Annotated in this window: 22 protein-coding genes; 21 read left to right on the top strand and 1 reads right to left on the bottom strand. The window is 40.0% G+C overall.

Going from position 1 to position 26,247, the window contains the following annotated elements:
- The first annotated feature begins 72 nt into the window (after positions 1-72).
- The 21 genes from ACP6PL_RS06735 (at position 73) to ACP6PL_RS06635 (ending at position 23,212) form a co-directional block, all read left to right on the top strand.
- Positions 73-1,041 (top strand): GDP-mannose 4,6-dehydratase, encoded by a 969-nt coding sequence (locus tag ACP6PL_RS06735; RefSeq protein ID WP_426543843.1) that lies wholly within the window; start codon positions 73-75, stop codon positions 1,039-1,041.
- Positions 1,042-1,177: 136 nt separating this feature from the next.
- Positions 1,178-1,933: a 3-deoxy-manno-octulosonate cytidylyltransferase gene (gene kdsB, locus ACP6PL_RS06730; protein WP_426543841.1), complete on the top strand. Its 756-nt coding sequence runs from the start codon at positions 1,178-1,180 to the stop codon at positions 1,931-1,933.
- 100 nt (positions 1,934-2,033) lie between these two features.
- Positions 2,034-3,038 carry a KpsF/GutQ family sugar-phosphate isomerase gene (locus ACP6PL_RS06725; protein WP_426543839.1) on the top strand — a complete coding sequence of 335 codons (1,005 nt, stop codon included), beginning with the start codon at positions 2,034-2,036 and terminating at the stop codon, positions 3,036-3,038.
- Positions 3,039-3,363: 325 nt separating this feature from the next.
- Complete coding sequence (gene kdsA / locus ACP6PL_RS06720; protein ID WP_426543837.1) at positions 3,364-4,215, top strand: 3-deoxy-8-phosphooctulonate synthase; 852 nt, start codon at positions 3,364-3,366, stop codon at positions 4,213-4,215.
- A complete protein-coding gene (locus ACP6PL_RS06715; protein ID WP_426543835.1) occupies positions 4,172-4,708 on the top strand; it encodes a KdsC family phosphatase in 537 nt (178 codons plus the stop codon). The genes kdsA and ACP6PL_RS06715 overlap by 44 nt, the downstream gene beginning before the upstream one ends.
- A 137-nt stretch (positions 4,709-4,845) precedes the next feature.
- The gene (locus ACP6PL_RS06710; RefSeq protein WP_426543833.1) at positions 4,846-5,523 is read left to right on the top strand and encodes a glycosyltransferase; all 678 of its coding nucleotides are present in this window, start codon (positions 4,846-4,848) and stop codon (positions 5,521-5,523) included.
- A 195-nt stretch (positions 5,524-5,718) separates the two neighbouring features.
- Positions 5,719-6,657, top strand: a complete 939-nt coding sequence (locus tag ACP6PL_RS06705) for an NAD-dependent epimerase/dehydratase family protein (RefSeq protein WP_426543831.1) — start codon at positions 5,719-5,721, stop codon at positions 6,655-6,657.
- Positions 6,658-6,667: 10 nt separating this feature from the next.
- A complete protein-coding gene (locus ACP6PL_RS06700; RefSeq protein WP_426543829.1) occupies positions 6,668-7,387 on the top strand; it encodes a nucleotidyltransferase family protein in 720 nt (239 codons plus the stop codon).
- A gap of 7 nt (positions 7,388-7,394) precedes the next feature.
- On the top strand, positions 7,395-7,949 hold the full coding sequence (locus ACP6PL_RS06695) for a D-glycero-alpha-D-manno-heptose-1,7-bisphosphate 7-phosphatase (protein WP_426543827.1): 555 nt from the start codon (positions 7,395-7,397) through the stop codon (positions 7,947-7,949).
- Positions 7,950-7,994: 45 nt separating this feature from the next.
- Positions 7,995-8,591 carry a D-sedoheptulose-7-phosphate isomerase gene (locus ACP6PL_RS06690; protein WP_426543825.1) on the top strand — a complete coding sequence of 199 codons (597 nt, stop codon included), beginning with the start codon at positions 7,995-7,997 and terminating at the stop codon, positions 8,589-8,591.
- Between the two features lie 17 nt (positions 8,592-8,608).
- Positions 8,609-9,067, top strand: coding sequence for an NUDIX domain-containing protein (locus ACP6PL_RS06685; RefSeq protein ID WP_426543823.1), 459 nt, complete (start codon positions 8,609-8,611; stop codon positions 9,065-9,067).
- Positions 9,068-9,078: 11 nt separating this feature from the next.
- Positions 9,079-10,143: a GHMP family kinase ATP-binding protein gene (locus ACP6PL_RS06680; protein ID WP_426543821.1), complete on the top strand. Its 1,065-nt coding sequence runs from the start codon at positions 9,079-9,081 to the stop codon at positions 10,141-10,143.
- Position 10,144: 1 nt separating this feature from the next.
- A complete protein-coding gene (locus tag ACP6PL_RS06675) occupies positions 10,145-11,095 on the top strand; it encodes a GDP-L-fucose synthase family protein (RefSeq protein WP_426543819.1) in 951 nt (316 codons plus the stop codon).
- 3 nt (positions 11,096-11,098) lie between these two features.
- Positions 11,099-13,135 (top strand): alpha-ketoacid dehydrogenase subunit alpha/beta, encoded by a 2,037-nt coding sequence (locus ACP6PL_RS06670; protein WP_426543817.1) that lies wholly within the window; start codon positions 11,099-11,101, stop codon positions 13,133-13,135.
- 187 nt (positions 13,136-13,322) lie between these two features.
- Entirely contained in the window at positions 13,323-14,534 is a 1,212-nt protein-coding gene (locus ACP6PL_RS06665; RefSeq protein ID WP_426543815.1) for a DegT/DnrJ/EryC1/StrS family aminotransferase, read from the top strand.
- A 307-nt stretch (positions 14,535-14,841) separates the two neighbouring features.
- Entirely contained in the window at positions 14,842-16,860 is a 2,019-nt protein-coding gene (locus tag ACP6PL_RS06660; protein WP_426543813.1) for a B12-binding domain-containing radical SAM protein, read from the top strand.
- Between the two features lie 531 nt (positions 16,861-17,391).
- The gene (locus tag ACP6PL_RS06655) at positions 17,392-19,410 is read left to right on the top strand and encodes a B12-binding domain-containing radical SAM protein (protein ID WP_426543811.1); all 2,019 of its coding nucleotides are present in this window, start codon (positions 17,392-17,394) and stop codon (positions 19,408-19,410) included.
- Between the two features lie 37 nt (positions 19,411-19,447).
- Complete coding sequence (locus ACP6PL_RS06650) at positions 19,448-20,245, top strand: SDR family NAD(P)-dependent oxidoreductase (protein ID WP_426543809.1); 798 nt, start codon at positions 19,448-19,450, stop codon at positions 20,243-20,245.
- Positions 20,246-20,257: 12 nt separating this feature from the next.
- Positions 20,258-21,190 (top strand): NAD-dependent epimerase/dehydratase family protein, encoded by a 933-nt coding sequence (locus ACP6PL_RS06645; protein WP_426543807.1) that lies wholly within the window; start codon positions 20,258-20,260, stop codon positions 21,188-21,190.
- A 312-nt stretch (positions 21,191-21,502) separates the two neighbouring features.
- Positions 21,503-21,667, top strand: coding sequence for an SDR family oxidoreductase (locus ACP6PL_RS06640; protein WP_426543861.1), 165 nt, complete (start codon positions 21,503-21,505; stop codon positions 21,665-21,667).
- Between the two features lie 27 nt (positions 21,668-21,694).
- The gene (locus ACP6PL_RS06635) at positions 21,695-23,212 is read left to right on the top strand and encodes a B12-binding domain-containing radical SAM protein (RefSeq protein WP_426543805.1); all 1,518 of its coding nucleotides are present in this window, start codon (positions 21,695-21,697) and stop codon (positions 23,210-23,212) included.
- A gap of 291 nt (positions 23,213-23,503) precedes the next feature.
- Here the strand turns inward: ACP6PL_RS06635 and ACP6PL_RS06630 are convergent.
- Positions 23,504-26,247 (bottom strand): tetratricopeptide repeat protein (locus ACP6PL_RS06630; RefSeq protein WP_426543803.1); only part of this gene is annotated, 2,744 nt, incomplete at its 5' end.

Genomic DNA, 26,247 nt, shown 5'->3' with positions numbered 1-26,247 from the left:
TTAGCAAAGACTAGCCTGAAATGATATATTTGCTGTTTATCTCTAATTTATATATAATCTGAAAATTAAAAAATGAAAAAAGCCCTGATTAGTGGAGTAAGTGGTCAAGACGGAGCATACTTAGCTCAATTATTACTAAACAAAGGTTACGAAGTCTGCGGAACATCCAGAGACGCTCAAATGTCTAAGTTTGCTAGCCTACACCGTCTAGGTATATTCGAGCAAGTCAAGCTAGAATCAATGGCTCTCAACGACTTTCGTAGCGTTTTGCAGGTGTTGACCAAAATCCAACCAGATGAGGTATATAATCTAGCAGGTCAAAGTTCCGTTGGTCTTTCCTTTCAGCAACCTGTAGAGGCATTAGAAAGCATTGCTACAGGTACCTTAAACTTGTTAGAAGCCATTCGGTTTATGAAAGTCCCCATTAAAAGTTACCACGCCTCCTCTGGAGAATGCTTTGGCAATACTCATGGCCTTCCTGCTGATGAAAATACCCCCTTTCGGCCCAGAAGTCCTTATGGAGTTGCTAAGGCCACAGCTTTTTGGCAAGTAGCAAATTATCGGGAAGCCTACAATTTATATACTTGTTCTGGTATTCTGTTCAACCATGAATCAGCCCTAAGACCAGAAAGGTTTGTGACTCAAAAGATTGTCTGCGCAGCTTGTCGTATTGCCAATAGTAGTCAAGAAAAGCTGCATTTGGGTAATGTTGATGTGATTAGAGATTGGGGTTGGGCACCTGAATATGTGGAAAGTATGTATCTGATGTTACAACAGGATGAGCCTACTGATTATGTTATTGCCACAGGTGAAAGTTATTCTTTAGGAGATTTTGTGGCTCAAGCATTTGAATGTTTGGGTTTAGACTGGCAAGACCATGTAGTAACTGATGCAAGTTTGTTTCGACCTACAGATATTGCTTGGGGAGGAGGAAATCCAAAATTGGCAGAAGAGAAATTAGGATGGAGGACAAGATATAAAATGTTGGATGTGGTGCGGATGATGGTTGAGGATAGAATTGCTGCTTCTAGGAAAAAATAATAAAATCCTCCTTACCTTGCTCAAACTAATAACTTTACTATCACCTACCTACCTATTCTTTCTTTAATATATAAATCATAAGTCCAAATCTTCTTATACATAGTTAACAGCATTTCATTTCCTAATAACTAATGCAATGAGCAACCTCAAATCAATAGTAGTCATTCCTGCTCGTCTCGCTTCAACTCGTTTGCCTCGAAAAATACTAGCAGACATTGGCGGACATCCCATGTTGTGGCACGTCTATCAAAGATGCTTAAAAGCTACCAAACCATCAGAGATTCATATTGCTACTGACTCCGAAGAAATAGCTGATGCTGTCAGTAGTTGGGGTGGCAAAGTCTGGATGACTTCCCCAGATTGTGCTTCTGGTACAGAACGTATAGTATCTATCATAGATCACCTCGAAGCAGATTTTATCGTTAATGTCCAAGGCGACCAACCTTTGTTGGAAGCAAAAGTAATAGACCAAACTATTGAAACTTTTGAGAATACTAACCCTTGGCCAGATATTGTCACTCCTGCTTGTCTACTTTCTGAAGAGGGTATATTTGACCCAAATGTGGTGAAAATGGTAAAAAATTATGCTGGATATGCCATGTATTTTTCCCGGAATCCGATTCCTTATGTCCGGGATGTGGAATCAGAAAACTGGTTTCAATCAACTAAATTTTGGGGTCATGTTGGGATTTATGGCTATAAGCGACAGGTACTCGAAGATTATTATACATTACCTACCAGTGACCTAGAATTAGCAGAAAAGTTAGAACAGTTACGTTTTTTAGAGGCAGGAAAAACAATTATGACTTTTATTACTGACCATCATGGCATATCGGTAGATACTCAGTGGCAGTTGGATATAGTTCGAGAATTAGTAGCATCCCAAAAATAGTGTGTTAAATACTAGAAACTATAATCAACAAAACAAAGTCAAATAAATTACAATCAATAAATTATACATAAATTTTTCTAATTATTGACTAAAAAAAATAATGATTCAAACCTTAACTAAAAATTCAATTATAGAAGTAGCAAAAGCCACAATAACTAAAGAAGCTCAGGCAGTGGCGACTCAAGCGGAAGCTTTAGACCAAAATTTTCTGGACTTAGCCCAATACTTAATAGAAAATCAATACAAAACCTTTGTGGCTGGTATCGGTAAATCAGGATTGGTAGGTAGACAAATAGCCAGTAAATTAGCTTGTATTGGTGTAAAAGCTGTCTATATTGACCCCAATGATGCCCTACATGGAGAATTAGGTTTAGTAGAAGCTAGAGACCTAGTAATTTGTCTGAGCAAAAGTGGCACTACAGGAGAATTAGTATTTCTCGCAAAAGTAGCTCGACTACGAGGGGCAAAAATAGCATCAATGGTCTGTCGAGTACCATCTCCACTATCTAAATTAGCAGATTGGACAATAAAACTGGATATTACAGCAGAAGCAACAGAAATAGAAATCCCGACAAGTAGCGCGATCGCTATGACTGCTGTAGGTGATGCTTTAGTAGTTGCTGTGGCCAATGCTCGTGGGTTTACGGCTTCGGAGTTCTCAGAAAATCATCCGGCTGGTAATCTAGGAGTATTGTTAGGTTCTCAAGTTAATGATTTAATGCACAAAGCACCAGAAGAAGTTCCGGTCTTATCTCCAGAAAGCTTCCTGCACGAAGCTCTGATTGAAATGACCAGACAACCCTTAGGTGCCGCTTTAGTTGCTGACTCTGACAACTGCTTAATTGGCATTATTACTGATGGGGATATTCGACGTATTGTCAAGGATAACCCAGAACATTTTCTTAGTTCCACAGTTGGAAATTGTATGACTAAAAGTCCTCTATTTTGTCAGCCAGATATTTCAGCCATTGAAGTTTTGAAAATGATGGAAGACAATAAAAAGAAGCCAGTCTATGTTCTACCAGTTGTAGATACTAATCATCAAGTTTTAGGATTAGTAAGGATGCACGATTTGACTCAATTCCAACTTAAAGAAGTAAAATAATTAGAATTGAGAATTAAGAATTCAGGAGATGTTGTTCTACTGTTAATATTTTTGTTTGAATTTTGTGCAATACTAACTTCCTGAAATGATTTATAACATTATTTATAATTGATGATGTAAAATAATAATCTGAAAACCTCGTTAATTAAGCTTTTCAGTCAAAAAAACCTAGCTTTTAACTTTTGACTTTCCAAAACCAATGACTAGAAAATAAGGTCTCATACCTCCCTCTAGAGAGGGTATGAAAAAAATAAACTTCAGTATTTTAAACCTCTAGCTTCAGGCGGAGGCACTGAGAACTAATAACTGATAACTGATCACTGAAATGACAATACCTAATAATTTTATCCTAATTACAGGCCCCTGTTCCATAGAAAGTTATGATATCTGTGCCACTGTGGCAGATAAATTAGCTTTTCTACAACAACAACATCCAGAAGTAACTATTATATTCAAATCCTCATTTGATAAAGCCAACCGTAGCTCTATTAATTCTTTTCGGGGTGTAGGATTAGAAAAAGGATTAGAAATTTTAGCAACAATTAAAAAAGAGTTTAACTTGTTAGCTGTAACTGATATTCATGAACCCTCCCAAGCAAAACCAGTTGCAGAAGTAGTTGATATTTTGCAAATACCAGCTTTTTTATGTCGCCAAACTGATCTATTAGTAGGTGCAGCAGAAACAGGATGTGCAGTTAATGTAAAAAAAGGGCAGTTTATTTCCCCCTGGCAAACTCAAAATATTGTAGACAAGTTAGAAGCTTCTGGTTGTCAAGATATTTTCTTAACCGAGCGAGGCAGCAGTTTTGGCTATCATAATCTTGTAGTAGACTTCCGCTCTCTACCAGTAATGGCTGCCACAGGAGCTAGAGTGATTTATGATGCTGGTCATTCCGTACAATTACCTGGTGCGATGGGTACTCAGTCTGGTGGCCAAGCAGAATTTATTCAACCTTTAGCTAGGGCTGCTGTAGCTGTGGGTTGTAATGGGGTGTTTATTGAGGCTCATCCTAACCCCACAGAGGCTAAGTCTGATGGTGCTAATTCTTTGCCTTTGGCTGAATTATCTGGTTTTTTGGAGACTCTATTACGAATTCGAGAGGTTACAAATAGTTGTGTGGAGACTCAGAAAAATGTGGTGGTTGAGGAGAAACCATTGGCAACATCTAGCTACTAACCTCCAGATGTTGGTTTTGGATGTGGACGGGGTGATGACAGATGGGGGCATTATTCTGTTGGGAAATACCGAGCAGATGAAAAGGTTTAATTCTCAAGATGGTTTGGGAATTAATATGGCTCGAACATCTGGGTTGAAGGTTGCTATTATTACTGGCAGAAAGTCTGAGGTAGTAGAAAGTCGGGCGAAGGAGTTAAAAATTGATGATGTCTATCAAGGTTATCACGATAAGACATTAGCTTTTACTTCTCTACTTCAGGAGCATAATATTCAGGCAAGTCAGGTAGCTTATATTGGTGATGACTTGCCTGATGTTCCGTTGATGAAGCAGGTGGGAATACCTGTGGCTGTGAGGAATGCTCGCCTGGAGGTTAAGCGTTATGCTGCTTATGTAACTACGGCATCTGGAGGTCATGGTGCCGTTAGGGAGGCAGTGGAATGGTTGTTAGAGCTGCAAGGAAAAAAAGATTCTATTATTAATAGTTTGATATAGCAATTCTCAATTGATTGTGACAATTTCTATAATAGTTAAATTGAGCTGAAAACTATTAAAATTCTGAATCTTGTAGGCCGTTCGCCCCTACCACCAAAATATTACAACTTAGATAAGATTGCTATAGGTAAAAATAAATGATTAATGTCTACATTGGTTATGACTATCGCGAAGCAGTGGCTTTTAGTGTATTAGCTCATAGTATTAATTTTAGGGCGTCGCAACCTGTTAGTATTGCTCCATTGATGCTGTCTCAACTTCAAGGGGTGTTTACTAGGGAACGTCATCCTTTACAGTCTACAGATTTTTCTTTTTCCCGGTTTCTAACTCCTTATTTGTCGGAATACAGGGGTTGGTCTATTTTTATGGATTGCGATATGGTGATGTTGGATGATATTACTAAATTGTGGGATTTACGGGATGATCGTTATGCTGTGATGGTAGTTAAGCATGATTATGAAGCGAAGCATAAGGAGAAGTTTTTAGGGGAACCTCAAACTCCTTATCCTAAAAAGAATTGGTCAAGTATGATTTTGTTTAATAATGAAAAATGTAGAGCGTTAACTCCTGAATATGTGAATACTGCTTCTGGGTTGGAGTTGCATCAGTTTAAGTGGTTGGAAAGTGATGAGTTAATTGGGGAGTTGCCCCCTACTTGGAATCATTTGGTGGGAGAATGTGAGCCTAATCCAGATGCTAGTTTAGTTCATCATACTCTTGGTGGGCCTTATTTTGAAGAGTTAAAAGATTGTGAGTTTAGTGATGAGTGGAGGACGGAGTTGGAAGGTATGTTAAATTGCGAACAGAGAAATTGAATATGAATGGGGGTTATTTCAGTTATTCAGTTAGCCTCCTACAAGGGAATTTCTTTAACAGTTAGCCTCCAGGGTCATAATTTCGTTAACAGTACCTCATGGAATATAGAACCTTGAAATACAGAATTTTCTTTTTTTATCCCCTAAGACTAAAAATTATATGGCAGGGAACTTATATTTGAAAGGAAAAATAGAATGAATGAAAAGATTCTAGTAACAGGAGCTGCTGGTTATTTAGGGTCGATTATATGTGAACATCTACTTGATGCTGGATACCAAGTAATAGCTCTAGACAACTTAATTTACGATCAAAACTCTCTATTTCATCTTTGTGCCCATCCAAAATTTAACTTTGTCATCGGTGATGCCCGGGATGAAGAAATTATGAGTAATCTTGTCAAGGATGCAGACATTATTATCCCCCTAGCGGCTATTGTAGGTGCCCCAGCTTGCAAAAAAGACCCTTGGCTAGCCAAATCTGTTAACTATGAGGCAGTCCAATTATTACTTCGTTTGCGCATTCCTCAACAATTAATAGTTTATCCTACCACCAACAGTGGCTATGGAACTAAATCTGGTGAAACCTACTGCACGGAAGACACACCCTTAGAACCAATTTCTCTTTACGGAAAAACTAAAGTGGAAGCAGAGTTAGCAGTCTTAGAAGCGCCCAATACTATTACCCTCCGCTTGGCAACAGTATTTGGGATGTCTCCTCGAATGCGTCTGGACTTACTGGTGAATCATTTCGTTTACGCTGCCGTAACAGAAGGTTATCTAGTAATTTTTGAAAAAGATTTTAAACGCAACTACATTCATATTAGGGATGTGGCAGACTGCATGATTCATGGGATTAAAAATGCCGAAAAAATGGTTGGTCGCCCCTACAATGCCGGACTAGATGCGGCCAACCTTTCCAAAGAAGAATTAGCTTTGAAAGTTAAAGAATATGTGCCTAATTTCTATCTGCATTTTGCCCCAATAGGTAGCGACCCAGACAAGCGCAACTATATTGTTTCTAACCAACGATTACGAGAGGTAGGGTTTGAAGCCAAGCGTAATTTAGACGAAGGAATTCAAGAATTGCTCAAGGGATACCGGATGCTGGGAAGGACAAAATTTAAGAATATTTAATTGAGGTTGGATGGAACCACATAAACTGACAAATGTCACGGCAGCTATCCTGGGAGGTGGTTTAGGAACTAGGCTACGTTCGGTAGTTGCCGATCGCCCAAAGGTTATTGCTGAAGTAGGCAACAAACCTTTTTTAGCCTATCTCTTGGAACAACTAGCTAATGTAGGAGTAAAAAAGGTTGTTATCTGCACTGGTTACTTGGGAGAACAAATAAAAACCACTTTCGGCGACAGTTATGGCAACTTAGAACTAATCTATTCCCAAGAGCAATCTCAACTCGGCACCGCCGGAGCTTTGCGACTGGCATTGCCCCTATTGGCATCTGATTCCGTGTTGGTACTGAATGGTGACTCCTATTGCGATACTAACCTCAATGATTTTTGTTCTTGGCACTTGACTAAAGGGGCAGAAGCAACTTTACTTTTAACCCAAGTTAGCGACACCAAACGTTATGGACGGGTACAAGTAGATGAGGAAGGGCAACTGTTAAGCTTTGCAGAAAAAGTAGAGAGCAGTGGTCCGGGATGGATTAACGCAGGAGTTTATCTCTTCAAGCGTAATATGCTCCTAACAATTCCCGAAAATAGACCTGTTTCTCTAGAAAAAGAGCTATTTCCTAATTGGTTAGGCAGAAGCTTTTATGGGTATTGCACCCCATCAGCTCGTTTCCTCGACATTGGAACTCCTGAATCTTATAGTGCTGCAGTTGACTTTTTAAAAAAAATATAGTAGCGAGATGAAACAACCAAGATTTGTTGTTCTAGATAGAGACGGTACTATAATTAGGGAACGTCATTACCTCAGTGATCCAGAGCTGGTGGAACTCCTTAAGAGAACTGCTGACGGTTTGCGCTTGCTAAGGGAAATGGGATTAGGATTGGTGATAGTGACCAATCAATCTGCTATTGGTAGAGGATATTTTGACGAGTCTCGTTTGGAGCAAATCCACCAACGATTAGAGGAACTTCTAGCATCTGAAGGTGTCTATGTAGAAAATATTTACTTTTGCCCCCATACCCCAATGGATGATTGTAACTGTCGCAAACCTCGCACTGGGTTGCTAGAACTAGCAGCAAAAGAACATGGATTTAACCCTAAAGACGCATTTGTTATTGGCGATAAACCATGTGATATTGAGTTAGGTCAAAGGATGGGAGCAACAACATTCTTAGTATGTACTGGTTATGGTAGTCAGGTTGCTGCTGAAAATCAAGCCACTCCTGACTATGTAGTGAAAAATGTTTTAGAGGCTGCCTTGGTAATCCGAGGATTAATAGATATAAAAGGATAGTTTTAAATGCAACTCAAAGTTAAGAACTCATATAAAAACAACCGATTGGAATACGAAGAGATAGTCTTCTCTCATTTGTCAAAAACTGCGGAAATCAAAAGTCGCATGGTAGATTGCTGCATGAAGTCAATTTTAATGGCTGCTGATACGATAAGTAATACTTTACGTTTGAATGGTAAAGTTCTCTTGTGTGGCAATGGAGGTAGTGCAGCTGATTGTCAGCACATGGCAGGAGAATTGGTTAATTGGTTGAATAAGGATTTTCAAAGACCAGGACTAGCTGCCATTGCTATGACCACAGATACATCAGTTATGAGTGCTATAGCAAACGACAGCGGTTTTGATAGCGTCTTCGAGCGACAAGTGGAAGCACTGGGAAGAACTGGAGATGTTCTGATAGGTATCAGCACCAGTGGCAACTCGGGTAATGTTATCCGTGCTGTTCAAGCAGCACAGAAAATTGGAATGAAAGCGATTGCTCTAACTGGCGAAGGTGGAAAGTTACCACAACTAGCAAATGTAGTCGTTAGCGTTCCCAGTCAAAACACCCAGTACATTCAAGAAGCACACCTAGCAGTCGAGCATATTCTCTGTAGCTTAGTAGAACAGCAATTGTTTGCAGATACGGGAGGAGACTTATGAATCCAACTGCTGAAAAAATGTACGCCAAGAAGCAAGCTGATCCAAATACCCGTGTCAGAATCGGCACTGGCGTAATTGTTACCGACCATCAAGGCTGGATATTACTAGAAAAACGCAGCGATTGTAGTGTGTGGGGTTTGCCTGGCGGTAGAATTGAACCTGGAGAAACCATCCAAAAATCGGCCATTAGAGAGGTAAAAGAAGAAACCGGACTAAATGTTGAAATTACTCGACTTTTAGGTGTTTATTCCGAAGCAGAAGGTCGGATTGTTACCTTTTTAGATAATGGAGATGTCGTTCATCTGGTGGATATCATCCTAGAAGCAAAAATAATATCCGGTGAATTATCTTGCAGTGTCGAAAGCGAGGAATTAAGTTTTTTTAAACCTACCGCTTTACCATCCGATATTGTTCCTCCAGCTCTAGCACCCTTGCAGGATTTTATAGAAGGAAAACAGATTGGTAATATCCGATAAAACAGAAACTAATGATAATCAGCAGAACTCCGTTTAGAATTTCTTTTTTTGGGGGTGGCACAGACTATCCAGCTTGGTATCGCCAACATGGAGGAGCTGTGTTAGCGACAACTATTGATAAATATTGTTACCTCACTTGTCGCTATCTGCCCCCCTTTTTCGAGCATCGCATTCGAGTAGTTTATTCTAAAATAGAGAATTGTCATTCCATTGACGACATAACCCATCCCTCAGTTAGAGAAATTTTGCGCTATTTGGAAATAGAGCGGGGAGTGGAAATTCACCATGACGGAGATTTGCCCGCTCGCAGCGGTATGGGTTCTAGTTCTGCTTTTACTGTAGGACTTCTCCACGCTCTATATGCTCTCCAAGGCCAAATGCCTAGCAAGCAACAACTGGCAAAGGAGAGCATAAACATAGAACAAGAGATGCTCAAAGAAACTGTAGGGTGTCAGGATCAGGTTTTGGCTGCTTATGGGGGTCTCAACCATGTAACTTTTCTTGCCAACGATGAGTTTTCCGTAAGACCGGTAACTCTAACTCAAGAGCGCATTAAAGAACTTAATTCCCACTTGATGCTATTTTATAGCGGTATTAAGCGCACTGCATCAGACATCGCTGAAAGTTATGTTAATGACATCAATGCTAAAAAAAGGCAGTTAAGAATTCTCAAAGATTTAGTGGAGGAAAGTATTGATATTTTAAACAGCGGTAAAGATTTGATGGCTTTTGGGGAATTGCTCCATGAGGCTTGGCAAGCAAAGCGGAGTTTGAGCGATCGCGTTTCTAACCCAGAAATTGACGAGCTTTACCAGCTAGCAAGAGATTCGGGCGCTATTGGTGGGAAGCTAACCGGAGCCGGTGGAGGTGGTTTTTTGCTGCTATTTGTACCGCCTGAGAAACAAATAGAAATTAGAGAAAAGCTAAATAAGTTAATTTATGTACCGTTTAAATTTGAATTTACGGGCAGCCAAATAATCTTTTGCGAAGCTCAACAAGAAGATTACTCTGCACTAGACAAGTATCGTTTGAATCAAGAAGTGGAAGCTTTTCGAGAATCCACCCATAGTTCGTAATATGAGAAATGCAGTGGAACAAAATGCCAAAATTTTTGTTGCAGGGGGAGAAACCTTAATTGGCTCGGCCTTGCTTCAACAACTAAAAATTCGAGGCTATAAAAACCTAGTTGGCGAACCCCCAGAAGAACCAGATTTAACCAACCAGGGTATAGTCGATGATTTTTTTGCCAGAGATCGTCCCGAATATGTGTTTTTGGTTGCTGGTAAGTCTGGTGGAATTAGGGCAAATCAGAGATATCCCGCAGAATTGATGCTGGATAATCTCCTGGTTGTCAGTCACGTCATCGATAGTGCTTATCGCAATGGGGTGAAGAAATTACTCTATTTGGCAAGTCCTTGCAGTTATCCCAAACACTGCCCCCAGCCGATGTCTGAAGAGTCGCTGCTTAGTGGCTATTTGGAACCGACTAACGAAAGCTATGCTGTTGCTAAAATTGCGGGTTTCAAGTTATGTCAAGCCTATTGGCAGCAGTATGGAGCCAAGTTTGTAAGTGGAATACCTGCAAATTTTTTTGGACCTGGGGATGATTTTAGTCTGGAGGATTCTCATGTTATCCCTGCCCTACTGCGCAAAATGCACGAGGCTAAAGTTGCTGGTGCGGAGTTTGTGGAAATTTGGGGTAGCGGTACTCCTCGACGAGAGTTCGTTTTTGTAGATGACATCGCCGATGCTTGTATCTTTTTGATGCAAAATTATGACAATTCCGAACCTATTAATATTGCTGGAGGTCTGGATGTATCAATTCGAGAACTTGCAGAATTGGTTCAAAATGTAGTAGGTTATTCGGGAAAATTGCGTTTTGACCCGAGCAAGCCGGATGGTATGCCGTTAAAAGCTTTAGAATCAAGAAAGTTGAAATTGATGGGATGGCAGCCAAAAATATCTTTTGAGGATGCTCTAGGGATAACTTACGAGTGGTTTTTAGCAAACGAAAATAATAAAAAATAACTAATGTACGATTCCGCACTGTACGAAAAATTTTATCGCTCTATTTACCTTATTAGACGAACGGAAGAAGAAATAGCCAGAATCTATCCCTCAGACAAAATAAAAAGCCCGGTACATTTGTCTATCGGCCAAGAAGCCGTGTCTGTAGGAATTTGTGAAGCTTTACAAGCTGATGATCTGGTTTTTGGCACTTATAGGAGTCACGCTCTTTATTTAGCCAAGGGTGGCAATCTCAAGGAGATGTTTGCCGAACTGTATGGCAAAGCTAGCGGGTGCGCCAGAGGTAAAGGTGGGTCGATGCACTTGATAAATCTAGCTGCAAGGGTTATGGGGGCTTCTGCTGTGGTGGGAAGTACTATCCCGAATGCGGTGGGATATGCTTATGCTTTGCAATACCGAAGGGAAAAGCAGATTGTAGTCAGCGTTTTTGGGGATGGGGCTCCAGATGAAGGGGTTTTTCATGAAAGTATGAATTTTGCTGCCCTCAAGGGTTTGCCAATAATTTTTGTTTGTGAAAATAATTTTTATGCGATTCATACCCACCAGCGACTCCGCCAGCCTTTGGATAATATCTGCGATCGCGCCCGCAGCTATGGAATGCCCGCAGAAAGGATAGAAAATAACGATACTTTCCAAATCTACGAAAAAATTGGTGCCGCAGCTAAAGCTCTTCGCAATGGTGAAAAAGGGCCGTTTTTCTTTGAGTGCATGACCTACCGCTGGAAAGAACACGTTGGCCCGAATGAGGATTACCACTTGGGTTATCGCACTCCAGAAGAAGCCGAACCTTGGATCGAGAACGACCAAGTGCTGAAATTAGCAGGGTTAGTTGAGGAGGAAAGGCGATCGCAAATTGAAGCAGAAGTAGAAGCTGAGATTCAAGCTGCTATTCAATTTGCTGAAGAAAGTCCGTTTCCTGAAGCTGCCGATTTATTTACAGATGTCTATAAAGAATCTTTAGCTCAAACATCAGTATTACCAGCAGTTCAAACCCCAAGTTCGCGAAAAATTTCTTATGTGGAAGCCATCCGGGAAGCAACAGACCAAGAAATGGCAAGGGATGACTCAACTATCGTCTTTGGACTTGATGTAGATGACCCCAAAGCAATTCAAGGAACCACTAAAGGTTTACTCGAAAAATACGGTCAAGAGCGATTATTTGGCACGCCCCTATCAGAAGATGCCATGACTGGAGCAGCTATAGGCATGGCTTTAGCCGGACTGCGCCCCATTCATATTCATATCCGCATGGATTTTCTGATGTTGGCCATGAATCAATTGGTCAATGTAGCAGCTAAAAGTTCCTATATGTATGGTGGTCAAGTCAATATTCCCCTAGTGGTTCGTTCCATGATTGGTAAAAGCTGGGGACAAGGTGCCCAGCATTCCCAAGGACTGTATTCCTTTTTCATGCACGTTCCTGGCTTGAAAGTGGTAGCCCCAACAACCCCTTACGATGCCAAAGGCTGTTTGATCGCAGCTATGAGGGATGAAAACCCGGTTATGTATGTTGAGCATCGCATCCTCCACTTCCAAAAAGGGCCTGTACCGGAAAACACTTATACCGTGCCTCCTGGTAAGGCTAGAATCACTGCATTTGGGAATGATGTAACTTTAGTGGGAATTTCCTTTATGCAAATAGAGTGCCTGCGGGCTAGGGCTTATCTTCAGGAAATGGACATTGAAGCTGAAGTAATCGACCCAATTTGGTTGAGTCCCCTAGATATGGATACAATTGTGGATTCGGTAGGTAGAACTGGTAAGCTCTGTGTAGTGGACAATGGTTGGACTACCTGTGGTGCTGGTTCGGAAATTGTTCTGAGGGCCATCGAACGCTTGCAAGGAGAACGTCAAATACAGGTGTGCAGCTTGGGGTTTGCTCCAGTAACCTGTCCTACCACTCCCAGCTTAGAGAATTTGTTCTATCCTAACGGACGTACAATCGCTGCCACAGCTTATGAATTGGTAAAAGGGGAGAAAGGTTGGTTGCCAGAAGAACGAGAAGATTTGAAAGATCTTGAATTTAAAGGACCGTTTTAAGTAATGAATAATGAATAATTAATAATTAATAATTAATAATTAGAAATCTCCAAAAATCAAAAATAAAATCAATTCTTATCTATAAATTATGAATTAATTTTCCCTATTGCCTATTGCTTATTCCCTAATAGGAATGGCAAAAATATTATTTTAAGCCTCTCTATTCCAGGAAATCCTGATAACTGAAATGACCTTTAATACACCAACAGCTACTAATAAAAACCTAAATTGGCCGCTGATGAAAAACAACATCACGCGAGCAGATTTAGATGCAGTAATTGAATTTCTCAAACAAGACGACCCCATCCTAACTCAATCCAAGCAAGTACGAGCTTTAGAGCAAGAATGGTCTGAGTGGTTAGGAGTTAAATACAGCGTCTTTGTTAATTCTGGTTCCTCAGCTAATTTGCTAACAATGTGCGCTATTAGGGAAATCTACGGACTAGGGGAAATTATCGTTCCGACTCTAACTTGGGTTTCAGATATTGCCTCAGTGATTCAATCTGGGCACAAACCAGTATTTGTGGATATTAATCCTCGCACTCTGGGAATGGATATTGACCAAGTTATTGAGAAACTGACTCCAGAAACTAAAGCCGTATTTATAACTCATATTTTGGGGTATAACGGTCTCGATCAGAGATTGTTAGATGAACTGGAAGCTAGAAATGTTCCCCTAATCGAAGATGTCTGCGAGTCCCACGGGGCAACTTTTCAGGGGAAAAAGTTAGGAACTTTTGGCTTGATGTCGAATTTTTCCTATTACTACGCCCATCACATGAGTACCATTGAGGGAGGTACGATTTGTACTAATGATGCAAATTTGTATGAAACTCTAAGGATGCTTCGTTCTCATGGCATGGTTAGAGAATCTACTTCCCAAGAGTTAAAAAAATCTTATTATGAAAAGCATCCAGACCTCAACCCCGATTTTATTTTTGCTTTTCCCTCCTATAATGTTAGGAGTACGGAAATTAATGCAGTCATCGGTCGTTCCCAACTGAAGCGACTGGATGCCAATAACAAAATTCGTACTGAAAATTTACATCTATTTTTAGATAATTTAGACTCCAATAAATATCAAACTGACTTTGAAACGGAGGGTAGCTGTAACTATGCTTTTACTCTCATCCTTAAAGAAGCAGATCCAGTTTTATGCGAACAAGTAATGCAAGCTATGGGCGAAGCCAAAGTTGAGTTTCGTAGAGGTACTTCTGGAGGTGGAAATCAGTTACGGCAACCTTACTTAAAGAAATTGATAGGAGAACCAGATTTGTCTCAATATCCTAATATAGACCACGTTCATTTCTATGGTTTCTATATTGGGAATTATCCAGATTTAGAAAAGGAAAAGATTCTGGAGTTGTGTTATATTCTAAATCAATTACCCAAAAATTAAAGCTGCTAGTTGCGCCAGTGCTTTGCATTCGCGATTCTAGGAAAGAGTTATCCGGGTAACTTTAATATAAACAGGACTTACGCATGAACGCGATTAGTAGTAGACTGTTTCATCTAAAATAGTGCTTTAGATTTGTGATTACAACTAGAGGAAGTTATCTCTTAAAAATTTGCTATTGCAACATTTAAGGTGAAACAGTCCAGTAGGGTGTGTTAGCGCTAGCGTAACGCACCAATACCCCTTATGTAGTACCTTTGCGTAAGTCCTAATAAATCAAAGTTTTACTAAATTTATTGATAATAAAACAATGAGAAAAGCTAAGAAAAAAATTTCCCTGATTCAAATTAACAACTCCTTCTCAAATCAAAATTATCTACCTTACTCAGCTGGTATTCTCAGAAGTTATTTTACTAATAAATCGGATGCAGCATCAGAATATCAATTTTTACCATTCATATATAAAAGAGATAAGCTTGGCAACATCATAAGAGTCATTGAGAATGCAGATGTACTAGGACTAAGTATGTACGCCTGGAATACCAGAATTTCTCTGTCCATTGCCAAAGCATTCAAAGAAATTAATCCTTATGGTTTTGTATTTGCTGGTGGCCCATCAGTTCCAGATAATGCTGGAGATTTTCTGAAGGAAAATCCTTACATCGATCTGGCACTCCATAACGAGGGTGAAATTGCAGTGACTATTCTGCTAGAAGAGTGTCTGAAGGAGCATAAAGGCCAAATCCCCAGCAGTACCTATATCGACGATGGGGGAAAAGTCATTACCAGCGAACGAGCTACTCGGATTCGAGACCTTGAGGAGATTTCTTCCCCTTTTCTATCTGGGGTTTTTGACGAACTTATTGAGTCAAATCCAACGGAACAATGGATTGGTCTTTGGGAGACAAACCGGGGCTGCCCTTTCTCCTGTACCTACTGTGACTGGGGTTCTGCTACTAATTCCAAACAAATTGGACAGTTTTCAGACGAAAGACTTGAGGAAGAAATTAAATGGTTCAGCGACAAAAAGATAGAATACCTCTTTTGTTGCGATGCTAACTTTGGTATGTTTCCCAGAGACCCGAAAATAGCAGAAATGGTAGGTAAGATGAAACAGAAAACAGGTTATCCCCACGCTCTATCAGTTCAAAACACAAAAAACAGCACCGAAAGGTCTTATTTGACACAAAAAATACTCTGTGATTATGGACTAAATAAAGGAGTCACCCTTTCTATGCAAACATTATCAGAAGAAGCTCTTTCTAATATAAAAAGAAGCAATATCAAGCTATCCAGTTATTTCGAGCTACAAAAAAGATTCATTCAGGACAACGTGCCCACATATTCAGACCTGATATTAGGGTTGCCTGGAGAAACTTACGAATCTTTTGTTGAAGGGTTATGCAAATTAGTTGAAAGCGGACAACATAACCGAATTCAATTTAATAACCTCTCAATACTTCCCAATGCGGAAATGGCAAGGCCAGAGTATAGAGAACAATACCAGATAAAAACGGTCTTTACAGACATTGTTAATATGCATGGCTTTAAAGATGGGGATGAAGATATTGCAGAAAGACAAGAACTGGTAGTTGGTACTAATACACTGTCAACTGAGGAATGGATAGAAATTCGCTCTGTTTGTTGGCTTGTAGCATTCCTATACTTCGATAAAGTCGCACAGATTCCTCTTGCTACTTTCAATGGAGGAATAGGTCTTCCTTTGTTAAGGATTGTTGATGTATTTATGAATGCTAGCGATCGACAGTATCCAGTCCTAGCTTCTATTGTTCAAAAGCTAAGGGAAAATGCCAATGCTATTGTCAATGGCGCACCAGAATACCTACACTCTCAGGATTGGCTCAACATCTACTGGCCAGTAGATGAATATCTTTTCATTGAATTTGCGACTAATGGTGGGTTTGATTCTTTATACGGTGAAATTTCTAATTTGTTGGTATCAGCAACAGTGGAGAGTCTCCCAGAGATTGCTTCCCATTATGGGATAAAGAGTCTTAATGAAATTGCAGAAGAAAGCTGTTTGTTTAACTTTAATCTTTTAAATTTACCTGCCGGACAGCAACATCAAAAGTCTAGTTTTAAAACATTCTGGAACATTGGAGACGTATATGACGCACGAATCCATGGCAACTTCACTGGATTGGAAAGAAAAAGTCAAGGTTTTGAGGTAGAAGTCAAGATTGAAAAGAGCTTTTCATCATTGGATGACTGGCTTCGCGAAGTTGTATGGTATGGCAACAAGCGAGGGCGTTATTTACATTCTTATCAAAAATTCGCCGATCGCCATTCCAAGTTGGTTAGCCTATAGACGGTCTATACTTTACCCATAAGTAAGGACAGATAAAGATTACCGGGACTTTGAAAAAAACTTGACAAAAAAGAAAATTAATGTTGTAACGGTGAGAGGTTTACGTCAGACTCAGTAGGAGCAGTGTAGTCCAATGGAAGATCAGGTTATTGAAGCCATGCCAAGACGCTTTGAATCTTGGTGTCAACAAATTGAAGCGTTTATTTACCCGGAAGAGTCAAAAAAAGACATTCCGAACATATGTTGCTGGTTTATTCGGAGATTCCGATCTCTTAGATGCTAATATCGATATCGTTATCTACTAGCGTTAGTGAAATTTACTTGACCGCAGACGATGAAGATTGTGGAAAACAAACCTAGAATGAATTTTTGCTTGGGTTTGGATAAATTGCCAATTTGCTGTAAAATGGTCTCTACAATTTTCATGTTAGCCTCAACTTGATTAAAATGGACATTATGCTATTGTAATAGACTTGGGGCTTTTTTCACCCTTGAGTCTAAAAACTGTCCGAAGTATTGAAGGATAAAACAATGATAAAAGCTAAGAAAAAAGTTTCCCTGATTCAAATTAACAACTCCTTCTCAAATCAAAATTATCTACCTTACTCGGCGGGCATTCTCAGAAGTTATTTTACTAATAAATCGGATGCAGCATCAGAATATCAGTTTTTACCATTCATATATAAAAGAGATAAACTTGGCAACATCATAAGAGCTATTGAGAATGCAGATATAGTAGGACTGAGTATGTACGCTTGGAATACCAGAATTTCTCTGTCCATTGCCAAAGCATTCAAAGAAATTAATCCCCGTGGCTTTGTCTTTGCTGGCGGTCCATCAGTTCCAGACAATGCCGAAGAGTTTCTGAGGGAAAACCCCTATATTGACATGGCACTCCATAACGAGGGTGAAATTGCAGTGAGTATCCTGCTGGAGGAGTTGCTAAAAGAGCATAGAGGTGAAATTCCCAACAGTACCTACATCGACGATGGGGGAAAAGTCATTATCAGCGATCGCGCCCCTCGTATTCGAGACCTTGAAGAGATTCCTTCCCCCTTTCTATCTGGGGTTTTTGACAAACTTATTGAGTCAAATCCAACGGAACAGTGGATTGGCCTTTGGGAGACAAACCGAGGCTGCCCTTTCTCCTGTACCTATTGCGACTGGGGCTCCGCCACCAGTTCCAAACAAATTGGACAGTTTTCTTATGAAAGGCTTGAGGAAGAAGTTAAATGGTTCAGCAATAAAAAGGTAGAATACCTCTTTTGTTGCGATGCCAACTTTGGTATGTTTCCCAGAGATCCAAAAATAGCAGAAATGGTAGGTAAGATGAAACAGAAAACGGGTTATCCCCACGCTCTATCAGTTCAAAACACAAAAAACAGCACGGAAAGGTCTTATTTGATGCAAACAATACTCTACGATTATGGACTCAGTAGAGGAGTTACCCTTTCTATGCAGACCTTATCAGAGGAAGCTCTTTCTAATATAAAAAGAAGCAATATCAAGCTATCTAGTTATTTCGAGCTACAAAAAAGATTCATTCGCGACAGCGTAACCACATATTCAGACCTGATATTAGGACTGCCTGGAGAAACTTACGAATCTTTTGTGGAAGGGCTATGCAAATTAATTGAAAGCGGACAACATAATCGGATTCAATTTAATAACCTCTCAATACTTCCCAATGCAGAAATGGCAAGGCCGGAGTATCGAGAGCAATACCAGATAAAAACGGTTTTTACAGATATTGTTAATAGGCATGGCTTCAAAGATAGCGATGAAGACATTGCGGAAAGACAAGAACTGGTGGTTGGTACTAATACACTGTCAATTGAGGGATGGATAGAAATTCGTTCTGCTTCTTGGCTTGTAGCATTCCTGTACTTTGATAAAGTTGCACAGATTCCCCTTGCTACTTTCAATGGAGGAATAGGTCTTCCTTTGTTAAGGATCGTCGGAGCATTTATGAATGCCAGTGCTGAAAAGTATCCAGTCCTAGCTTCTATTGTCCAAAAACTCAGGGAAAATGCTAATGCTATTGTCAACGGGGCACCAGAGTACCTACACTCCAAGGATTGGCTGAACATTTACTGGATAGTAGATGAGTATATTTTCATCGAGTTTGCGACTAATGGTGGGTTTGATTCTTTATACGGTGAAATTTCTAATTTGTTGGTATCAGCAACAGTGGAGAGTCTCCCAGAGATTGCTTCCCATTATGGGATAAAGAGTCTTAATGAAATTGCAGAAGAAAGCTGTTTGTTTAACTTTAATCTTTTAAATTTACCTGCCGGACAGCAACATCAAAAGTCTAGTTTTAAAACATTTTGGAACATTGGGGACGTATATGACGCACGAATCCACGGCAATTTTACTGGATTGGAAAGAAATAGTGAAGGTTTTGGGGTAGAAGTCAGGATTGAAAAGAGCTTTTCATCATTGGATGACTGGCTTCGCGAAGTGGTATGGTATGGCAGCAAGCGAGGGCGTTATTTGCATTCTTATCAAAAATTAGCTGATCGCCATTCTAAGTTGGTTAGCCTATAGACGGTTATAAGGTATTAACGGAACTTGGAAAAAAAACTTGACAAAAAAGAAAATTAATGTTGTAATTCTGGAGGCTAGACGTCAGACAATGACAAAAGAACGGGGAACCGTCATCGTTACCGGAGGCAGTCGTGGCATTGGCAAAGCAACATCCCTTTGCCTCGCACGATTGGGATACGATGTCATCTTAACATGGCATTCTTCCCAGGAAAAGGCGGATAATATAGTATCTCAAATTTATGAAATGGGGCAAAAGGCAAAGTCCTTTCAGTTAAGGTTAGAAACAGACGACATTGAGGAGAAATTTGGCGAGATGACTGGATGGGCTAAGCAACCAATTGTGGGACTGGTTAATAATGCAGCCATTTTTGAAAGCAGAACTCCTTTCACAGAAAAATCCCCAGAAGACTTGCATCAAATTTTTCAAGTGAACGTCTTTAGCCTTTTGGCACTGTGTAAAGCAGCTTTTAATCCTATGGCTATTTCTAAAGGGGGGATGGGTGGTTCGATTGTTAATTTGAGTTCCCAGGTGGCTACTTTTGGAGGAAATCGGCTTTTAGCTTATGCTGCATCTAAGGGTGCTGTAAATGCTTTGACTCTTTCTTTAGCAAGGGAAGTAGGGCATGAAGGGATTCGCGTTAACGCTGTCAGTCCGGGGTTAATTGACTCTTTTGAAGACCCTTTATTGAGCGAACAATTTCATCCCAAAATTAGTCAAATACCTTTAGGGCGCTTAGGTACTCCTGAAGATGTAGCCGAATTAATAGCATGGTTAATTTCTCCAAAATCTTCTTTTGTTAGTGGCACAATAATTCCCGTACATGGGGCAAGATAAATGAAAAAAGTATTGATTTGCGGAGCAACTGGGTTTATTGGCAGAAATTTTACTGAATCTTTTGCTCTCAAGCATAAATATGAGGTTCATGCAGTTTGGCATCAGCGTCCTCCTTTTGAGCTAGACAACGTAACTTGGTATCAGGGAGATTTACGAAATCCTCAAGATGTGGAGCGTTTGGTTGCAGGAATGGATGTTATTATTCAGGCGGCTGGAACGACATATGGTTCAAAATATACTGTGAATCAAACCTATGTTCATATTACTGATCGTCCAGTTATGAACTCCTTGCTTTTGAGGGCAGCTTTTGATTGTAACGTGGAGCATTTTGTCTTTTTTAGTTGCACTGTTATGTATCAATCTTCGGAAAAAGCATTGTTAGAGGATGATTTTGATGCCTCTCAAGAACTTCATCCCCGATATTTTGGCACCGGTTGGACTAAATTATATGTTGAAAAAATGTGTGAGTTTTTTGCCCGTATGGGTCGGACTCGACATACGGTTATTCGTCATTCCAACATTTACGGTCCCTACGATAAGTACGATTTAGAACACAGTCATGTGTTTGGAGCAACTGTAACTAAGGTGATGACGGCTAATGAAAAAATTGTAGTCTGGGGAACGGGGGAAGAAAAACGGGACTTACTCCATGTGGACGATCTCGTGAAATTTGTGGAGTTGTCTTTAAGCAAGCAAACAACGCCTTATGAGTTGTTTAACTGCGGGTTAGGAAAAGCAATTTCAATTCGCAAGTTAGTGGAAATGATGGTGAAAGTTTCCGGGAAATCTTTGGAAATTGAACACGATTTAAGTAAGTCTACCATTAAAACTAGCCTTTTTCTGGATTGTAACAAAGCTAAACAGCAGCTAGGTTGGGAGCCTGTTATCAATCTTGAAGAAGGAATTAGGCGTACTTTAGAATGGTATCACAAGAATATTCTATAAATCAAAACAATATGTAACTGGACAGTACAAAGTTCTGAGTGGAAAAAAACATTCCCCACTAAAAAGTCAGGGAATGGTGCATACTGGTTAATGTCTAAATTTTTACCAGCTAATCTCTATACTATGCACATAATACGTCGAATAGAGCAAATTCTGACCAACTTACGTCCAGTGTTTAGTCGCCATGCCACCTAGACTTTAGGATAAAACAGGCTGAAAGTAATATTAAACCCTTATACAGTAATGCTTTTACCTAAAATTAAACATTTTCTTGATATATCTAGGTTTTAGCTATTTTAAGCAAGCCCAGGTATTTGCCTTGCCAATACTGGGTTTAAAGCTATTTTCAGTGCAAAAATTTTTAAAGTCCAGCGCTTAGGAACTCCTGAAGATGTTGCTGAATTAATCTCATGGTTAATTTCTCCAAAATCTTCTTTTGTTAGTGGAACAATAATTCCAGTACATGGGGCAAGATAAATAAATACGCATTAAGGAAAAACAATTATGAGCCAAAAAAGTTTAGACCTGGTATTAGTAAATCCCGCAAATCGCAAGCAGATTTATCAATCTCTAAGTACGAATTTGTCGGCTATAGAACCTCCTGTATGGGCAGGATTAATGGCAACTTTTGTTAGAAACAAGGGGTTTTCCGTACAAATTGTTGATGCTTGCGCTGATGAATTGACGGCAGATGAAACTGCAGCGCGAGTTGCCGAGCTAAACCCTTTTTTAACAGCAATTGTAGTTTATGGCCATCATCCTTCAGGTTCTACTCAAGTGATGCCAGGGGCGGGGTCTGTCTGTACTGCTATTAAGCAGCAGGATCCAAAGCAAAAAGTATTGCTCGTAGGGGGTCATGTGGCAGCTTTGCCGGAGCGGAGTTTAAGAGAAGAAGATGCCGATTTTGTGGCTGCTGGGGAAGGACTCTACACGATGCTGGAACTGATAGAAGCCCTCAAATCGGGAGGAACTGACTTGACAAAAGTACGGGGTTTATGGTATATGGACGGCGATAAGGTGAAGGTTAATAGGGCAGCTCCTTTGTTGATGGCTCTGGAGAAGGAAATGCCGGGAATTGCCTGGGATTTATTACCGATGGAAAAGTATAGGGCCCATAACTGGCATTGTTTTGGCGATCGCGATCGCCAACCTTATGCCGCGCTTTACACGACATTGGGCTGTCCTTTTCACTGTAGTTACTGTTGTATCCAATCTCCTTTCAAAAGTGGAGAGGAGAAGTTGGGGTACAAGAAAATGATCAATAGCTACCGTTTTTGGAGTCCTCAGCGAGTGATGGAGGAAATAGACTTGCTGGTGAATAAGTATGGGGTTAAGAATCTTAAGATTTCTGATGAGATGTTCGTGCTAAATCCCAAACATGTTTTGGGGATTTGCGATGGGATTATCGAACGGGGCTATGACTTGAATATTTGGGCTTGCGCTCGTGTGGATACAATAAGGGACGATATGCTGGATAAGCTGAAGCGGGCTGGTTTTAATTGGATGGCATTGGGAATAGAGAATGCCAGCCAAAAGGTGCGAGATGACGTTCAGAAAGGATACAAGCAAGAAGAGATTCACGGAACTGTTAACAAGATTAGGAATGCAGGTATGTATATCATTTCTAACTATATTATTGGTTTGCCAGAGGACGATTTGGAAACCATGGAGGCAACTTTGGATTTAGCTCTAGACTTGAAATGCGACTTCATTAGCTTCTACTCGGGGATGGCTTACCCTGGTTCTGCTTTGTACGATAAAGCAGTTGAAGAGGGTTTGCCTTTGCCTGAGAGTTGGACTGGTTACTCCCAACACGGATTTGATACGATGCCTTTGGGAACTAATTATCTGTCTTCCGCTCAAGTGTTGGAGTTTCGAGATAAGGCTTTCCAAGTTTATTACAATAATCCTGGGTATTTGGAGATGATTGCTCGCAAGTTTGGTCAAGAAACTGTGGAGCAGATTCGCCAAATGGCTTCTCATAAGTTGGAACGTAAACTTTTAGCAAAAGTTTCAGTTTAGTTAATGGGGGCGATCGCTTCATTAGACATCTCCAAAAATACGGATTTGGGAACGGCGGGGTAAGGGTTTGAGAACCTTTTTTGGAGATATCTATTTGTAGGAAGAACTCTACTGACTTAAGACATTGGATGTCGGCAGCGAGGGGGGGAGACAGCAATTAATTTTGTTTTTTTAGATAGCTCCCCCCGAAGCAATCTAACTTTAAAACTTTTTTCGAGAGAGATTGCTTCGGCTGGTTTAATGCTAACCACCGCTCCCAAAGTATTAGCTTTGGAATCAGGATCGCCCAGTTTAATTCTTGACTTGACCCTCAACTAGTTTAGTAACGACTTTTTCTAATTTGTCTGTATTGATTTGCCAGCCGTTAACAGTTTTATCTCCAGATAGTGGATAAAACTGATATTCCCCTAAAACAAGAATTTTATAAACATCTGGCAGGAGATAAGCATCTGGCGGAAATATAATAACAAGAGTAGTGCGGGCACGACATAAGATGAAGCTTCCCAAACTAGCGCCGAAAGGAGCAACTACCAGAGAAACATGGTGCATTAGCAGCGCTGTTTCTTCAAAACTCAGCCTTTCAAGATAAATAATGGAAAAACCTAAGCTTTTCATTAACTCTTCTACTTCTATTTCATTAGCCATATGTCTGTAGGAAGAGTATCTGCGTGAAACGTATATTTTCCTAAGACAATATTCGGGAAATTTATCCGAACTATTTGCTGCAATCGAACATCTTAATCTTCTATAAAACTCTAGCATTTCTATTTCATATCGATATACACTAATTATTAAGTGCTTAAACTTATGCTCTGGCTTCACCAAAATTTGCTCTTTTGGTATGTTCAAAGCGTTAAGGATGTCCCAGTGGCTATCCGTAATGTGGGGAACAAATATTTTGCACGATAAATTCAGCTTTTGATACAGAATCAAGCTAGGAATTTGGTCTAGCAGTAAATGACCGTAGTTCTGATATGCTCCCCAAATATAACCAACAACGGGTAAACCGAAAACTACATCATCTTCATAATATGTATTAAGTACTTTTTTGCTAACAGGTATCTCTTTTAAAGTTGGTCTAGGATCGATTATATACTTAAAAGTATCGTATTTGGCGACGTGTTCTTTTGCACTACTAGGATTGTCATCAACAAATTCATTAACAAATTTATCAGATATTTTAAGACCGTAATGAGGAATAATATATCCTTGAGAAAAAGCAAATGGAGCATTCCAAACAACATCTTTATATATAAAAATATCTTGTCTGCTTCTCAGCTTCAGCGAACTTACAAAATTTCGGATCGGAACTTCAAAAAACACCTTTTCTTCATCCATTAATGGTGAAAATGTAGTTGCAGCTTTTCTCTTAGAGCTTTCCAGAAGTTCGTCCCTACCAATTATATAGCGTGCAGATGATGACAAATCTTCAAAACACAAATTATCGATCAATTGCGGAGCAATTGGTGAGGGAACCTGCTTGACCCTTTCGCACTCGCTACTATTTAATCTCTGAGATTCTTTTTCGAGAAGTTGGATAGCTATATTGAGGTGTTTTAACACTAATAAATCCTGCTGCCATTGCTGAATCAAGGTATGAAAATAAAAACTGAATAATCTCAAGTATTTTTCATTCAATAGTTGAGCGATCGCTAACAAATACAAATCATACCCAAAATCAGCAATGCCCAAATTCCACTTTTTACAATCCTCTTGGGTAGCAAGAACTTGCCAAAACAATTTTTTTAAGAGCTTTAATTTGGGCAGCAACGAAGGAGCATCTTGAGCTACAAAGCCAATAGAATAAGGCTTTCGAGAAATTCCAGAACATAGTATTTGCTTTGTTAATCTGGCTAAATAGATAATATGTTTAATACTATCCGGTGGTTTTGTAACCAGTCGGTCGAGCAACAAACCTAGTTCCTGAATACAAGTCAAAGACGTGCCTAAGAGTTTAACTTCAAGGTGGAGGTGAGGACTGCGATTGAAATTTAAAACCTGCTCATACTTGGCGATCGCCTCGTCCTGGCGACCTAAATATTTTAACTCCGTTGCCGCCAGTATATAAGCATCAATACTTTTTTGAGGAGGATGATACTCAATAATTCGCTCAAATCTCTCCAAAGCTAACTCTCTATTTTCCTGTTGGCTTGCTAAAATTCCGCCCTGAAGCAATGCGGTTAAATCATTGGGACTCTTCTGCAAAGCCTGTCGGAATTTTTCCTCTGCCTCTGCAAAACGCCCCAGAGCTTTCAAATCCCTGGCTGCCTCACAATAAGCGGGAATCTGCTCTGGCAAATGTTGAATAGCTAGTTCCCACTTTTGCTTGGCCAACTCCAGATTTCCTAATCGTCTAGCTAAAGAAGCACTTTGGAATAATCCTTCATGTCGATGGGGGTATTTGGCAACAACTTCTTCAAACCAAGTTTCTGCTTCCTCATACCTAAACAGATTAATCAACGCATCGCCTTTGCACAGGTAAAATTGAAAATGGTTGGGCAACTTAGCAATAGCTTCTTCCCACCGCTCCAAAGCCAATTCCAAATCTCCCCAACTATGAGCCACCCTGGCATAACCATCATACCCATGAGGTTGTTCTGGAAACCTTTGTTTGATTCCTTGAAACACTACATCCGCTTCATCAAACCGAAATAATTTTATCAAGACATTGCCTTTGTAAATTTGAAAATTGATGCGATCGGGAAACTTAGCAATAGCCTCTGACCACCGCTCCAAAGCTAACTCCAAATCTACCCAACTATGAGCCACTCTGGCATAACCATCATACCCATGAGGCTGCTCTGGAAACCTTTGTTTGACTCCTTGAAACACTGCCTCTGCTTCATCAAACCGAGATAAATTTATCAAAACATTGCCTTTCTCTACTTGATAAGCAATATTGTGAGGAAACTTAGCAATGGCCTGATTCCATCGCTCCAAAGCCAACTCCCAATCTAGCAAAAAATGAGTTAATTTGGCCGCACGTTCGTAACCATGAGGTTGCTCTGGATACTTTTCTTTGATTCCTTGAAACA

Origin of the sequence: Dapis purpurea BLCC-M126 (genome assembly GCF_050015975.1) — a bacterium.
Classification (GTDB): Bacteria; Cyanobacteriota; Cyanobacteriia; order Cyanobacteriales; family Microcoleaceae; genus Trichodesmium.
The sequence above is the reverse complement of the archived record's forward strand: the minus strand, read 5'-3'. Positions and strand labels throughout refer to the sequence as shown.

What these genes read in the sequence shown, in the direction of transcription:
- ACP6PL_RS06665 (WP_426543815.1), top strand. Translation starts at nt 13,323, where the DNA reads ATGACCTTTAATACACCAACAGCTACTAATAAAAACCTAAATTGGCCG.
- ACP6PL_RS06635 (WP_426543805.1), top strand. Translation starts at nt 21,695, where the DNA reads ATGAGCCAAAAAAGTTTAGACCTGGTATTAGTAAATCCCGCAAATCGC.
- kdsB (WP_426543841.1), top strand. Translation starts at nt 1,178, where the DNA reads ATGAGCAACCTCAAATCAATAGTAGTCATTCCTGCTCGTCTCGCTTCA.
- ACP6PL_RS06725 (WP_426543839.1), top strand. Translation starts at nt 2,034, where the DNA reads ATGATTCAAACCTTAACTAAAAATTCAATTATAGAAGTAGCAAAAGCC.
- ACP6PL_RS06710 (WP_426543833.1), top strand. Translation starts at nt 4,846, where the DNA reads ATGATTAATGTCTACATTGGTTATGACTATCGCGAAGCAGTGGCTTTT.
- ACP6PL_RS06700 (WP_426543829.1), top strand. Translation starts at nt 6,668, where the DNA reads ATGGAACCACATAAACTGACAAATGTCACGGCAGCTATCCTGGGAGGT.
- ACP6PL_RS06655 (WP_426543811.1), top strand. Translation starts at nt 17,392, where the DNA reads ATGATAAAAGCTAAGAAAAAAGTTTCCCTGATTCAAATTAACAACTCC.
- ACP6PL_RS06675 (WP_426543819.1), top strand. Translation starts at nt 10,145, where the DNA reads ATGAGAAATGCAGTGGAACAAAATGCCAAAATTTTTGTTGCAGGGGGA.
- ACP6PL_RS06660 (WP_426543813.1), top strand. Translation starts at nt 14,842, where the DNA reads ATGAGAAAAGCTAAGAAAAAAATTTCCCTGATTCAAATTAACAACTCC.
- ACP6PL_RS06705 (WP_426543831.1), top strand. Translation starts at nt 5,719, where the DNA reads ATGAATGAAAAGATTCTAGTAACAGGAGCTGCTGGTTATTTAGGGTCG.
- ACP6PL_RS06735 (WP_426543843.1), top strand. Translation starts at nt 73, where the DNA reads ATGAAAAAAGCCCTGATTAGTGGAGTAAGTGGTCAAGACGGAGCATAC.
- kdsA (WP_426543837.1), top strand. Translation starts at nt 3,364, where the DNA reads ATGACAATACCTAATAATTTTATCCTAATTACAGGCCCCTGTTCCATA.
- ACP6PL_RS06715 (WP_426543835.1), top strand. Translation starts at nt 4,172, where the DNA reads ATGTGGTGGTTGAGGAGAAACCATTGGCAACATCTAGCTACTAACCTC.
- ACP6PL_RS06670 (WP_426543817.1), top strand. Translation starts at nt 11,099, where the DNA reads ATGTACGATTCCGCACTGTACGAAAAATTTTATCGCTCTATTTACCTT.
- ACP6PL_RS06685 (WP_426543823.1), top strand. Translation starts at nt 8,609, where the DNA reads ATGTACGCCAAGAAGCAAGCTGATCCAAATACCCGTGTCAGAATCGGC.
- ACP6PL_RS06695 (WP_426543827.1), top strand. Translation starts at nt 7,395, where the DNA reads ATGAAACAACCAAGATTTGTTGTTCTAGATAGAGACGGTACTATAATT.
- ACP6PL_RS06680 (WP_426543821.1), top strand. Translation starts at nt 9,079, where the DNA reads ATGATAATCAGCAGAACTCCGTTTAGAATTTCTTTTTTTGGGGGTGGC.